12 protein-coding genes are annotated in these 11,845 nt (G+C 62.5%); 6 read left to right on the plus strand and 6 right to left on the minus strand.

Features of this window, described 5'->3' with window-relative positions:
* Positions 1-8 precede the first annotated feature (8 nt).
* Complete coding sequence (locus RE429_RS11685; protein ID WP_414470943.1) at positions 9-1,235, minus strand: molybdopterin-dependent oxidoreductase; 1,227 nt, start codon at positions 1,233-1,235, stop codon at positions 9-11.
* A 319-nt stretch (positions 1,236-1,554) separates the two neighbouring features.
* Here RE429_RS11685 and RE429_RS11690 point away from each other — a divergent pair, with 319 nt between their 5' ends.
* Together RE429_RS11690 and RE429_RS11695 are read left to right on the plus strand one after the other, a co-directional pair.
* Positions 1,555-1,797: a universal stress protein gene (locus tag RE429_RS11690; protein WP_414470944.1), complete on the plus strand. Its 243-nt coding sequence runs from the start codon at positions 1,555-1,557 to the stop codon at positions 1,795-1,797.
* Complete coding sequence (locus tag RE429_RS11695) at positions 1,794-4,247, plus strand: plasma-membrane proton-efflux P-type ATPase (RefSeq protein ID WP_414470945.1); 2,454 nt, start codon at positions 1,794-1,796, stop codon at positions 4,245-4,247. The genes RE429_RS11690 and RE429_RS11695 overlap by 4 nt, the downstream gene beginning before the upstream one ends.
* Positions 4,248-4,325: 78 nt before the next feature.
* Here RE429_RS11695 and RE429_RS11700 read toward each other — a convergent pair whose 3' ends face one another.
* The 3 genes from RE429_RS11700 to RE429_RS11710 all read right to left on the minus strand — a co-directional run bounded on the left by RE429_RS11700 (position 4,326) and on the right by RE429_RS11710 (position 7,315).
* Positions 4,326-5,825, minus strand: a complete 1,500-nt coding sequence (locus RE429_RS11700; protein WP_414470946.1) for a Do family serine endopeptidase — start codon at positions 5,823-5,825, stop codon at positions 4,326-4,328.
* 200 nt (positions 5,826-6,025) lie between these two features.
* Complete coding sequence (locus tag RE429_RS11705; protein ID WP_414470947.1) at positions 6,026-6,484, minus strand: TIGR01244 family sulfur transferase; 459 nt, start codon at positions 6,482-6,484, stop codon at positions 6,026-6,028.
* A 48-nt stretch (positions 6,485-6,532) separates the two neighbouring features.
* The gene (locus RE429_RS11710; protein WP_414470948.1) at positions 6,533-7,315 is read right to left on the minus strand and encodes a sulfite exporter TauE/SafE family protein; all 783 of its coding nucleotides are present in this window, start codon (positions 7,313-7,315) and stop codon (positions 6,533-6,535) included.
* A gap of 132 nt (positions 7,316-7,447) precedes the next feature.
* On the opposite strand from RE429_RS11710, the gene RE429_RS11715 reads away from it, so the two are divergent.
* Positions 7,448-8,335, plus strand: coding sequence for an MBL fold metallo-hydrolase (locus tag RE429_RS11715; protein WP_414470949.1), 888 nt, complete (start codon positions 7,448-7,450; stop codon positions 8,333-8,335).
* Between the two features lie 392 nt (positions 8,336-8,727).
* On the opposite strand, the gene RE429_RS11720 is transcribed toward RE429_RS11715, so the two are convergent.
* Complete coding sequence (locus RE429_RS11720) at positions 8,728-8,931, minus strand: hypothetical protein (protein ID WP_414470950.1); 204 nt, start codon at positions 8,929-8,931, stop codon at positions 8,728-8,730.
* Between the two features lie 70 nt (positions 8,932-9,001).
* On the opposite strand from RE429_RS11720, the gene RE429_RS11725 reads away from it, so the two are divergent.
* From RE429_RS11725 to RE429_RS11735, 3 genes are all read left to right on the plus strand, one after another.
* On the plus strand, positions 9,002-9,751 hold the full coding sequence (locus RE429_RS11725) for a 2OG-Fe dioxygenase family protein (protein WP_414470951.1): 750 nt from the start codon (positions 9,002-9,004) through the stop codon (positions 9,749-9,751).
* 133 nt (positions 9,752-9,884) lie between these two features.
* Positions 9,885-10,538, plus strand: a complete 654-nt coding sequence (locus RE429_RS11730; RefSeq protein ID WP_414470952.1) for a LysE family translocator — start codon at positions 9,885-9,887, stop codon at positions 10,536-10,538.
* 59 nt (positions 10,539-10,597) lie between these two features.
* Positions 10,598-11,245: an NAD(P)/FAD-dependent oxidoreductase gene (locus RE429_RS11735; RefSeq protein WP_414470953.1), complete on the plus strand. Its 648-nt coding sequence runs from the start codon at positions 10,598-10,600 to the stop codon at positions 11,243-11,245.
* Positions 11,246-11,376: 131 nt separating this feature from the next.
* Here RE429_RS11735 and RE429_RS11740 read toward each other — a convergent pair whose 3' ends face one another.
* Positions 11,377-11,751, minus strand: a complete 375-nt coding sequence (locus tag RE429_RS11740) for a tudor domain-containing protein (RefSeq protein WP_414470954.1) — start codon at positions 11,749-11,751, stop codon at positions 11,377-11,379.
* Positions 11,752-11,845 lie beyond the last annotated feature (94 nt).

Here is an 11,845-nt window from a genome sequence, read left to right on the forward strand (position 1 = left end):
GGCAGGCCTCATGCAATGGTGACGCTGACGCGATGCATCAGGTTATGATGGTACCCGGCGGGATTCTGGATCAGGGTCGATGTCTGGGTCTGCCCGATCGCATTCGTGGCTTTGGCCATGAGGGTCAAAGGGCCTTTGCGGTCCGTCTTGATCGGAAATGTCCAGGGCCGGAACGAGTAGCGGCCTGTGTCCGGGCCAAGGGTCGCCCGCGTCCAGGTCTGGCCCTCGTCGGTGGAGACCTCGACCGCCACGATGCCGTAGCCGGCGTCCCAGGCGACGCCCTTGACGACGAGCGGTGAACCCATGCCGATGGTGTCACCCGCAGCCGGTGTCGTGATGATGGAGTTCACGACCATTTCGGTGATCGGCGTGTTGGCGGCGGTCTCCTGGCTGAGGAAGCGCTGAACGATGGGGAACTTGCCGGTCGGAATGCGATAGGCCCCCTTCATCCAGAAATTGTCCTCGGGCGTGGAGCGGGCGGAGATGCCGGTGACGTGCTTCATCCAGTAGGTTGCAGTCCATCCCGGAACGACGATCCGTGCCGGCGCACCGTTGAAGTGGGGCAGGGGCCGCCCGTTCATCTCATAGGCCACGAGCGTGTCGGGATCGAGGGCCTTCCAGATCGGGATGCTTTTGACGAAGTCCGGCGTCGTGTCGAGGGGCGGCCCGTCGGCGCCTTCGAGGGCGATCTCGACGGTCTCTTTCGCGATACCCGCCCGGTCGAGGATGTCCTTGAGCCGGACGCCCTTCCAGCGGGCGTTGCCCATGGCGCCATAGCCCCACTCGACACCGGCCACATGCGGATCGAACAGGCCCCGGCGATTGCCGGAGCACTGACAGACGGCCGCGATCTCGACGGGCGTGAAATCCCGCCTCAAGGCATCGAGCGTCAGTTCGAACGGCGTCGTCGCTCCCTCGCCGCCGACGGCGAGTCGCCAGGCGTCCGGATCGACCTCGGGAATATCGGACAGGTGATATCGGACGAAGAAGGCCTCGTTGGGCGTGAACACTTCGTTGAAGTAGTGAAGCGGCGTTTCGTAGTTGGGCGGGCGATAGCTCAGCTTGATGAGAGGCGCCTTGCCGGGAAGGGCTTCCAGGACGGCCTCGGTCTGGACCCCGGGCGGAAGCTGCGGATCGAGCGTGAGGGCCTCCGCCGCCCGCGCCTCCCGCAGGAGGGCCGGAGCCGTCAGGGCAGCGCTGCCGACACCGATCAAAAAGGATCTCCGTGTGGCCATGGGCGTTCTCCCGTACCGTATAGCTGGGCTATTCGGGAAGAGTAGAGCGCGATGATCGCTTGTCGAGTGAGACTGCGGAAAAGCAACGCGAACGGGCAAGCGCGTTTGGGGGCCAGGGAACACGGTACCCGATTCTGCGGCCCAGTTGCCGCGCACAAGACAGGCGGATCACCGTCTTCGACGATGGCGGGCATTGATCTTCCTCAACTTGCTCGAGTGGTACTCGGATAGGCTGACCATTGCCTCGGTCAGGCATCGTCTGCCGATCCGAGCAGCCCGAATGCACAGGGAATTCGCCGCAGCTTGGGGGAGACCGGCCATGAGCTTCAAAAAGGTCCTGATCGCCGTCGACGATAACCCGATTGCCGCGCATGCGACCGATGTCGGCGCCGAACTGGCGCGTGTGCCTTCGGCGGAGGTGGCGCCGATCCGCATGATCGATCTGGCCGTCGCGCCGGACGCCCGCATTCCCGCCGAGGAGTCGGCTCTCCTCGGCAGCGTCGCCGAAACCGTGATGCGCCGCGCGCCATGTCCGGTCATCACCGTTCGGGCCAAGGAATGACCGACCCGCCAAAGGATTTGGCCGAGGAGGCGATCGGCGGCCGTTCGGCTCAATCGACGTTCCCCGTTGCTGCGCCGTGCCGCGAAGCGGGCCTCTCGATCACTGAAGCGGGACAGCGGCTGGCGCAGGAAGGTCCTAACGACGTACCGGACAGAAAGGCTCACCCGCTCCGCAGCTTTGCGGGCAAGTTCTGGAACCTGTCGGCCTGGATGATCGAGCTGATCGCCCTTGTTTCCCTCATTCTCCACAAATGGGCCGATCTGTGGATCGCCCTCTTGCTCCTGCTGGTGAACGCCATGTTGAGCTTCTTGCAGGAGCAGCGGGCCGCCACCGCCGTGGCGGCCCTGCGGAGCAGGCTGCAGGTCAGCGCCCGGGCCTTGCGCGACGGGGCATGGCAGGCGATCCCCGCCCGAGAGCTGGTCCGTGGCGATGTCATTCGGCTGCGGTCCGGCGACTTCGTTCCGGCCGACGCGCGGGTCATCGATGGGACCGTGCAGGTTGATCAGTCGGCCCTCACGGGCGAGTCGCAGGAGGTCGCCGGAACCGGCGGAGACGTGCTCAATTCGGGTGCGATCGTCCGGGAGGGCGAGGCCACCGCGGTTGTGGTCGCGACTGGGCCACGGACGTATTTCGGCCGGACCACTCAGCTGGTCGCGAGCGCCCATCCGAAACTGCACGTCGAGGAGGTCATCGCCCGGGTGGTCAAATGGCTCTTCACCATTGTCGGGATTCTCGTTGGGGTGACGGTCGTCGCCGCGACCGCCCAGGGGCTGCCCTTCTCCGAGATTTTGCTGCTGTCATTGGTCCTGCTGATCAGCGCCGTGCCCGTTGCCCTTCCTGTGATGTTCACCGTCAGCATGGCTGTCGGGTCGATGGAGCTCGGCCGCCGCGGCGTCCTCGTCACCCGGCTCAGCGCGGCGGAGGACGCGGCGAACATGGATGTCGTCTGCGCCGACAAGACCGGAACCCTTACGATGAACCGGCTTTCATTCGCGGGCGCCCGGCCTCAGCCCGGCTTCTCCGACGCGGATGTCCTGCGCTGCGGTGCGTTGGCTTCCAACGAGGCTGATCAGGATTCGATCGACGTCGCTTTCCTGCGGGCCGCTCGTGACAGCCAGGTGCTCGAGGGGGCGGGACGAATCCTGTCGTTCACGCCCTTCTCTCCCAAGACCCGCCGGACTGAGGCCGCCGTTGAGGACGGCGACCGTCAAATCCGGGTGACGAAGGGCGCCCTTCGGACCGTGGCGGAGCTGGCCGGGCTCGATGCCGCTGCCGTGGCCATTCTGGAGAATTGGGGCTCAGCCGAGGCGCAGAAAGGCTTCCGCATCCTCGCCGTTGCTCGGGCGGAAGGCGAGGGGCGATGGCAGCTCGTCGGCTCGGCGCTGCTGCATGATGCGCTCCGGCCCGACTCGCGCCATCTCATCGAGGAGCTCCATTCGCTCGGGGTCAGGGTCAAAATGCTGACGGGCGACGCCATTCCCGTCGCCCGAGGAGTCGCCCGCGAGCTAGGTCTTGGCGACGTCATCCGCGCCCCGGAACTGCGGGTCGAGGGAGATGCCTCGGATATTCGGGTGAGAGACCTCGTGGAGGCGTCGAGCGGCTTCGCCGAGGTGTTCCCGGAGGACAAGTTCCTCGTCGTCAAAAGCCTTCAGAGTGCCCACCACATCGTTGGCATGACCGGCGACGGCGTGAACGACGCCCCGGCCCTCCGTCAGGCCGAAGTCGGCATTGCGGTCAGCAGTGCCACCGACGTGGCCAAGCGGGCCGCGAGCGTCGTGCTGACGACCGAGGGACTCGAAGGCATCGTGGACCTCGTCAGAAACGGCCGGGCCATCTACCAGCGTGTCCTCACATGGATCATCAACAAGATCGGGAGCACGATTCTCAAGGCGGGTTTCGTCGTCATCGCATTTCTCCTGACGGGTCAGTTCGTCATCTCCGCCTTAGGGATGGTGCTGCTGCTCTTCATGACTGATTTCGTCAAAATCGCGCTCTCGACGGATCGGGTCCGGCCCGCGCAGAAGCCCGAGACATGGAACATCGGCCCGCTGGTGATGCTTGCCGTCATCCTCGGCCTGGCCATGCTCGCCGAGGCCTTAGGCCTACTGGCGATCGGGTGGCGCCAATTCGACCTCGGCCACCACCCGGGCCAGCTCCAGACGTTCACGTTTCAGACGCTCTTGTTTTTTTCCGTCTTCGCGATCGTATCGATCCGCGAGCGCAGGGCGTTCTGGGCTTCCTGGCCGGGAAGCATACTGGCTTCGGCGCTGGCCGCGGATGCGCTCGCCGGAATCCTGATCGGCCTGTACGGGCTTGCCGGACTGCGGCCCCTGGCGTTCACGCAGACCATCTGGATCATCGGCTTTTCGCTCGTGTGCTGCCTCGGCGTCAACGAGGTCATCAAACGCCTGTCCTTCGCGTACCTTGGCGTGGAGCCTGCCGTCACATGAGATGCGGCAGGCCGCAAGGGCCCGCCGATTTGTGATGTCCGCAGGAGCGCGCCGGAGTTCCGACACCTCGCCGTTCTCTTAACCGATCGCCGCCATGCCGATGGCCACGAAGCGCGTCCCGTCCTTATTCTTGATCCGCAGGAGGAGGGCCTTCTTTCCCTCCTTCCGGGCTCGTTGGACGTCCGCCCGGACATCTGCCGGGGTTGCGACAGCTTGGCCGGCAACCTCGAGGATGACGTCGCCCTCCTGGACTCCTTTGGCCGCAGCCGCGCTGGACGGATCGACATTCAACACGGCAACGCCTTCATCGCCGGCCCCGGGGACCGAGGAGGCAGGTGCCAGACGAAGCCCAAGCTGCGGACCGCTCTCCGGCTGCGTCTGGGCGCTGGCGGTCTTCTCGTCAGGCACGCTTCCGAGCCGGACGTTCGATGTCTGCGCCCGGCCTTGGCGCAGATAGGTCAGCTGGACAGAGGTTCCGGGTGTGAGCGCGGCGATCTTGCGGGACAGCTCGCGCGCATTGGCAATGGCCTCGCCGTTCACCGCCGTGATCACGTCGCCGGCCTTGAGCCCCGCATCGGCTGCCGGTGTGCCGTCCTCCGCGCGATCAATCAGGGCACCCTTGTCGGAGGAAAGCCCGAGGCCTTCGGCGAGATCCTTCGTGAGCGGTTGTATCTGCACGCCGAGATAGCCGCGGATGACCTTGCCGTCTTTTTCGAGCTGGGCGACGATCGACTGAACCGTATCCGACGGGATCGCGAAGGCGAGGCCGACGCTACCACCGGAGGGCGAGTAGATGGCCGTGTTCACGCCGACGACCTCACCGGCCAGGTTGAAGGTGGGGCCGCCCGAGTTGCCCTTGTTGATCGGGGCGTCGATCTGCAGGAAATCGTCGTACTGGCTTTCCCCGATGTCGCGGCCTCGCGCCGAGACGATCCCGGCCGTGACGGTGCCGCCCAGGCCGAAGGGGTTGCCGATAGCCACGACCCAGTCGCCCACGCGGGGCTCGGACGTGGCGAGATGCACGAACGGGAAGTTGCCGCCCTCGGTCACCTTCAGCAGCGCGAGATCCGTCTTCGGATCGGTGCCGATGACTTTTGCCGGCAGGGTTCGGCCGTCGTCCGTCGTGACCTGGACGCTCCCGGCATGTTCGACGACATGGTTGTTAGTGACCACATAGCCGTCGGCCGAGATGAAGAAGCCCGATCCCAGAACCTGGCCCGAGTGGGACTGCGGCCGGCGGTTCTCATCGAAGAAGCGGAAGAGGTTTCGCAGCTGCGGAGGGATCTGGTCGAGATCGCGTGAGGAGAACGGAAGATTGTCGGAAGCGGTGCTTTCAAGCCTGACACGCACCGCGACGACAGACGGCTTGACCTTCCCGATCACGTCGGCGAACGAGAACGCGCCCGGGTTGTCATTGACCGCGGGAGAGGCTGGCGATGTGCTTTGCGCGAAGGCGGGCGTCGAAGATCGAAGGGCTGCCGTGCCCACACCGCCTGTTACGAGAAAAGCAACGGCAGCAACGGAGGCGAGCGCACGCCCGGCGCGCGCACGGGTCCGAACAGAGTTCTGGTCTGACATAGCGTCAACTCCGTGAACGGGTTCAGCCGCGTCAGCGGCATTCCTTCCATATCGGCAGCCACCATGGACGTGTCCTGGCCTGCGGATTAAGAGTTGTTCATGATCATCCGATGCTGCCGAATCCCTTCTCCTTGAGGGCGCCGGTCGTGCAGGCGAGAGCGTCATCGAACGCTATGGAAACGGTCGTCGCGAGAAGCAGTTCACCGCCTTCTCTCTGGCTCGGAATCCGTGGGCGGATGGCGGGAGGCTGCGTCGATCTGAGAGCGCAAGGCTTCCAGATCGTATCCGGCGTCCGCAGCCGTCCGGAGAATGACGTCAGGGACGAGATGGCGGGCCGAGGCGAGGGCCCACAGGCTGGCCGAGCGCGTGCCGGTCCGGCAGAAGGCGAGCGTTGGCCCGGCGGTCGCCGTGAGGGCCTCCTTGAAGGCCTCGACCCGGTCAGGCGAAAGGCGACCGGGAACGACCGGGATATGCCAATAAGGAAGACCCAAACGCCGCGCTGCCGCTGCGAGGGCGTTGCTCGGGGGCTGATCCGGAGCTTCGCCATCCGGGCGATTGTTGATGATGGCGCGGAAGCCTGCGGCGGCGGCTACCTTCAGATCCTCGGGACGCAGCTGAGGCGAGACCGAAAGGTGATCGGTGAGCTTGGCGAATTGCATGGATCGTCTCCTATGGGTTTGAGAACTTCCGATGACGTTGCTTCAGCCTCACAGCAGGTTGAGGCTGCGCACCAGCATGTAGACGGCAACGACGAAGATCAGTCCGGCAAAGACGGTGTCGAGCGCGCCTTTCCTGACGGCCAGCTTCGAGGCGAGGCTCGCGCCCAGCAGGCCGCCGAGGATCCCGCCGCCGATGAACAGGGCGGCCAGGGCCCAATCGACCCAACCGGAAAGAGCGTAGTTCGCTGCAGTGGTCAGCCCGAATCCGGTCACGGCCACCAGCGACGAGCCGACCGCGTAGAGGATCGGCATGCCCGTCGCCAGGATCAGCCCCGGGACGATCAGGAAGCCGCCGCCGATGCCGAAGAAGCCGGAGAGCGCCCCCGTCGCCAAGCCGATTCCGACGAGCTTCAGGACGTTGTCTTTTCCGAGCCGGACATCGTGATGGCCCTCGCCCGAACGCTTTCGCAGCATGAGAGCGCCGACAATCATCATCAGCATGGCGAACAGGGCGAGGAGCTTCTGGCCGTCGACCATCTTGCCGAGCGTCGACCCGCCGAACGCACCGACGATGCCCGCGGCCGTGAACACAAGGGCACAGCGCCACTTCACGTTTCTCGCACGCGCGTGATTGCCGAGGTTGACGGCTGCATTGGCCGCCACGGCCACGGCGCTCGTGCCGATCGCCACATGCGGGTCGGTGACGCCGACCAGGTACACCAGCAGCGGCACGGCCAGGATCGAGCCGCCTCCACCGACGAGGCCGAGCGTGAAGCCGACGAGCGAGCCGGAGGCCAGTCCGAGCGCGCTCTGGATGAGCGAAAGCGTCATTGTGTTCTCCTGAGCCCGCACCTCCGCGAGGCTCGCGGGCCAGCCTTCTTTTAATTAGGCATTGCTTATTTAGTGACCGCTCATATATTGTCAACGGCAATCACGAGACGAACCACCGAGGAGGTTCAGACCATGTCGGGCCAACCCATCATCCGGGCGTTCTTCGACGAGCCCACCAACACGATCAGCTATCTTGTGGCGGATCCCGCGACCAGGAAGGCGGCGACCATCGACCCGGTGTTCGACTACGACCACAACTCGGGCACCGTCGACACCCGGTCCGTCGAGGCCATGCTGAAGGCGGCCGGGGAGGCGGGCTACACGGTGGAATGGACGCTGGAGACCCATGCCCATGCCGACCATCTCTCCGGCGCGCCCTACATCAAGGCCAGGACCGGGGCGAAGATCGGCATCGGCGAGCACATCAAGGACGTGCAGAAGATCTTTCGCCCGATCTTCAATGCCACCGACCTCGATCCGGACGGTAGCGACTTCGACCACCTGTTCAGGGACGGCGAGCGCTTCACCATCGGTGAACTCGACGTGGAGGTGATCCACACCCCCGGGCACACCCCGGCGGACATCTCCTACAAGATCGAGGATGCGGTGTTTGTCGGCGACACGATGTTCATGCCGGACTATGGCACGGCCCGCGCCGACTTCCCGGGCGGCGACGCCCATCAGCTCTACCGCTCGATCAAGCGCCTGACCGGATTGCCGCCCGAGACGCGGCTGTTCATGTGCCACGACTACAAGGCGCCGGGCCGCGACACCTATGCCTGGGAGACCACGGTCGCGGAGCAGCGCGAAAGGAACGTGCACGTGAAGGAGGGCGTCGGCGAGGACGAGTTCGTCGCCATGCGGACCGCCCGCGACGCCAAGCTGGCGGCACCCCGGCTGCTGCTGCCCTCGATCCAGACCAACATCCGGGCCGGCAAATTCCCGCCGGCGGAGGCGAACGGCGTCCGGTACTTGATGATCCCCGTGACGCTCAAGGGCGGGGCCGAGGACGTCGTCTGATCCGTCCATGGCGCCGGCCGGACCAATGGCCGGCGCACACCGTCCTGTCGGAACCGCCTCAGGAGCCGCCACGCCTGGCGCTCGGTCAGGCGCAGCATCGTGGCGCCGTGGCGAGCGGTGAGGCGGCCTTCAGCGCGGCGAAGCTCCCGTCCGCTCATCTCCACCCAGCCCATGCCGAACTCCCATGCACGTCCGTCCAGGGGAGTGTGACATTCCTCGTTTGCTCCGGTGGGACTCTGCCATGTCACCAATGCCGAGTCTGTAATCTGAAATTTCGCTGATTTTTCAACGATCAGCGTTTTCCTGACTTTGTGTCCAATCTCATCAAACTCGAGCCTACAAAGATCGATGCGCGCCAGATGGTGCGTGTTGCGGCACGCCTATAGGGCACCTCAGCACCCAATCTCGCAAAACCTGACGAGCGCAACGATCGGCTCTCCGACTTCCATCGCCGTTTCCTGAGCTCGTACAGCCCAGCCAATTTCTCGATCAGAGACAGCGCGAAGCAACTGAAATCCCTGATCGAATTCCTGACGGAGCGCCTTGCCGCTCTCGATGTCCAGGATGAAGATGCCGGAATCGTGCAGGAACTGCATCTGCTTGCGAGATGCTCTGCCCCCGTGATCCCTTCATTTTCTCAAAGTCTCAATCGTACTTGGTCCCGACTTGCAGAGAGGAACCAGGCCAATGCTATGTCATACGCATCGGTTTGATATTTTGGAGCCGGGACCAATTCTGCTCAATTACGCTCCGGAGTTCGAAACCTTGGGACCGGATGTCTATCATCCGGCCGAGAAAGGCGGGCGGAGCCGAAGACTTGCGCAGCATTATGCGACGTTTGATCCGAAGACCGGCGAGGTCAAGGTCATCCGCCTCATGACCCAACCTTTTCTCCAAGGCGAGACCAATAAGCTGACCGGCCATATCGAACGGCCGATCGAGCCGACGCTGCCGACGACCGACATGACCAAGTATATCGAGTATGGGTTCAAATCGATTGAAGAGCGCTGGCCATTGGATGGACTGGAGAACGAATGGCTGGTCAACTGTCACCTGATACGCACCCATGCCAGGGGGCCGCAGCAAGGCGTGCCGGTGCCGGAAGGAATCCATCGGGATGGCGTGGATTTCCTGATCATGGGAGCCGTGTCTCGAAACGGCATATCGGGTGGCGTATCGCACATCTATGAGTCGCCCGACCAGAAGCCGATCTTCGAAACGACGCTCATGCCGGGCCAGGCGATCTTGGTTGACGATCAGAAGCTGTACCACATGGCATCGTCGATCGTTGCCACGGACGGCGAGGGGCATCGCGACATGATCCTGATGGGTTTCCATTTCTGGAGCCGCAATCACTACCGGTTCGATTGGCGTGATCACGTCTACGATCCCAACGTGCACAAGAAGCCGAAATAGCCTTCAGGTGATCAAAGCTCCTCGCTTCTTCAATTCTGTCGAAGAGGCAAGGGCTCCCATCCGCATTCACCTAAACTCGCAAATCTGAAGATATGCTATAACGTCTGATCGAATTTCCCTGGAGAGGAAACGCATGGACAATATAGGACCTTACCTTCCCGGTCTCTTTGCGGTCTACGCAGGGATCGCAGTTGCATTTACGAGCCCTGGCCCGAATTTCCTGGCGGTGGTCTCAAGATCGGTCGAGAACCGTTCCAATGGTATATTCACAGCGCTCGGGATCAGTTTTGGAACGGGAGTTTGGGCGCTCTTCGCCGCGACGGGGATCACGGCACTTCTCAATGCCAACAAATACGCAGCCTATGTATTAGGCGCCTTGGGCGGCTTGTATCTTTGCTGGCTCGGGATAAAATCGCTCAAATCGGTCAGACAGAAGAGCAGCCTGAGTATTCAGGAAACATATATGGCGACGTCGACCGAGCGTCTGAAGAGTCTTCGCGATGGGCTTTTCATTCAGCTAACCAATCCAAAGAGTGCGATCTTTTGGCTCTCCGTGACGTCCCTTGCCGCCACCCCAGCAACCCCCGCATTGATTATTTTTCTGCTGGTGGCAGGATGCCTGACGATTGCAATCGCATGGCATCTACTGCTCGCTTTGGTGTTTTCCTCTGGCCCAGCCAGGAACTCATACCCTAGCATAAAGCCCATGATTTCCTTTGTCTTTGGGTTCCTGTTCTTGGGATTCGGGCTTCGGCTGGTCTACAATAACTTTCCTGGGCTTTATTGATACTGATACAGGTTCTTCAAGCAAAACAAGGCTTGTAAGCGCGATGAGGGAAGACTGGGGTGCCAGCATCTGCATTGGTCGTCGGAGCCGGCATCAATGGGCTATTGATCGGCCTCGAACTCGTGCGCCGAGGATGGACGGTTCGCATTCTTGACCGCGGTGGCATCCCGAACGAGAGGTCTGCATCCCACGGAAGACACCGCCTGATTCACCCTTGGAAGTCTAAAGGTCACGGCGAACTTTCCGACGCAAAACTAGCCCTTGCTCTACGGCATGAGCTGCTGAGCGAAATCGGCTATGACGGATTTGTCGGAACCGGCGTGATCGTTGTCAATTCCGACGAAATAACCGGCGTCCTCAGCAAAGCGTATTCTAGAAGTGCAGAGAATATTAGCTACGATGATACTTGCAAATTAATGCCGCAATTGGCGGGCGGCCGATTTCTGAATTCGACGCTTTATCCCGAATACGGCTGCCTGTTGGCCGATCAAATCCTGTATGCGCTGGCAGAATACTTGAGCAAGCAGGGCGTGGGGCTTCTGCCGCATCAAGACGTGCACCGCATCGATCAGTTCGACGGCAGGGTGGTGCTGTCGAACGGCGACAAGCTTCAGGCCGATCTGGTCTTTGTTTCGGCGGGCGCCGGCACCGGCCATTTGACCGGCATGCGCGAACCTTCAGGAGGCTATAAAGGAACTCGTGCCTAAAATCCTTCAACGGAATAGATTGCCGTTCTGCCCGTTTGTTACTAGGGCCTGTTAGGTCTTGAGCCACTCGAGAGCGGCGGCGAGGCAGAGTATGCCCGGCGAAGGCACTTCACCGCCGCCAGGCACCTGGGTCATTGAGAGCGGCAGCGGCCGGTCTTGGTTGTTTCACGGTCGCCGTCGTCATAGTTGATGCCGATGGTCTCACCGCCCAATGAAGCTATCTTTCCAGGATACCACTTGCCGGCACCCTTGAAGTTGCATTCGACACGACCGCCGATGACCCAGTCGTATGGCCTTACAGCAGCGACAGATAGGGTCTCGCGATCACCGTCGTCGTAAGACACGGTGATTTTTCCACCGGATACGGCTTGGATAACGCCCGGATACCAGTAACCGGCACCTTTGTAATTGGCGAGAACCCAGTCGCCCTTAGACTGCGCTTGAGCTGAACCGATGCCGGCGATGAGGCTCATGGCAAGAAGCCCGAGCTTAAGTGAATTTTTCATATTGCCCCCAAGAGACCGCACGATCACGGTCCCATTCGCGAGTATAGATACCCAGCTCAAGAAGCAATGACGCTTCGGCAATTTGGCAGCTTAT

This window comes from Microvirga sp. M2, assembly GCF_047497095.1.
Classification (GTDB): Bacteria; Pseudomonadota; Alphaproteobacteria; order Rhizobiales; family Beijerinckiaceae; genus Microvirga.

Bases quoted from the DNA above. Each gene is read 5' to 3' on its own strand.
- RE429_RS11685 (WP_414470943.1), bottom strand. From the start codon at position 1,235: ATGGCCACACGGAGATCCTTTTTGATCGGTGTCGGCAGCGCTGCCCTG.
- RE429_RS11690 (WP_414470944.1), top strand. From the start codon at position 1,555: ATGAGCTTCAAAAAGGTCCTGATCGCCGTCGACGATAACCCGATTGCC.
- RE429_RS11695 (WP_414470945.1), top strand. From the start codon at position 1,794: ATGACCGACCCGCCAAAGGATTTGGCCGAGGAGGCGATCGGCGGCCGT.
- RE429_RS11700 (WP_414470946.1), bottom strand. From the start codon at position 5,825: ATGTCAGACCAGAACTCTGTTCGGACCCGTGCGCGCGCCGGGCGTGCG.
- RE429_RS11705 (WP_414470947.1), bottom strand. From the start codon at position 6,484: ATGCAATTCGCCAAGCTCACCGATCACCTTTCGGTCTCGCCTCAGCTG.
- RE429_RS11710 (WP_414470948.1), bottom strand. From the start codon at position 7,315: ATGACGCTTTCGCTCATCCAGAGCGCGCTCGGACTGGCCTCCGGCTCG.
- RE429_RS11715 (WP_414470949.1), top strand. From the start codon at position 7,448: ATGTCGGGCCAACCCATCATCCGGGCGTTCTTCGACGAGCCCACCAAC.
- RE429_RS11720 (WP_414470950.1), bottom strand. From the start codon at position 8,931: ATGCAGTTCCTGCACGATTCCGGCATCTTCATCCTGGACATCGAGAGC.
- RE429_RS11730 (WP_414470952.1), top strand. From the start codon at position 9,885: ATGGACAATATAGGACCTTACCTTCCCGGTCTCTTTGCGGTCTACGCA.
- RE429_RS11740 (WP_414470954.1), bottom strand. From the start codon at position 11,751: ATGAAAAATTCACTTAAGCTCGGGCTTCTTGCCATGAGCCTCATCGCC.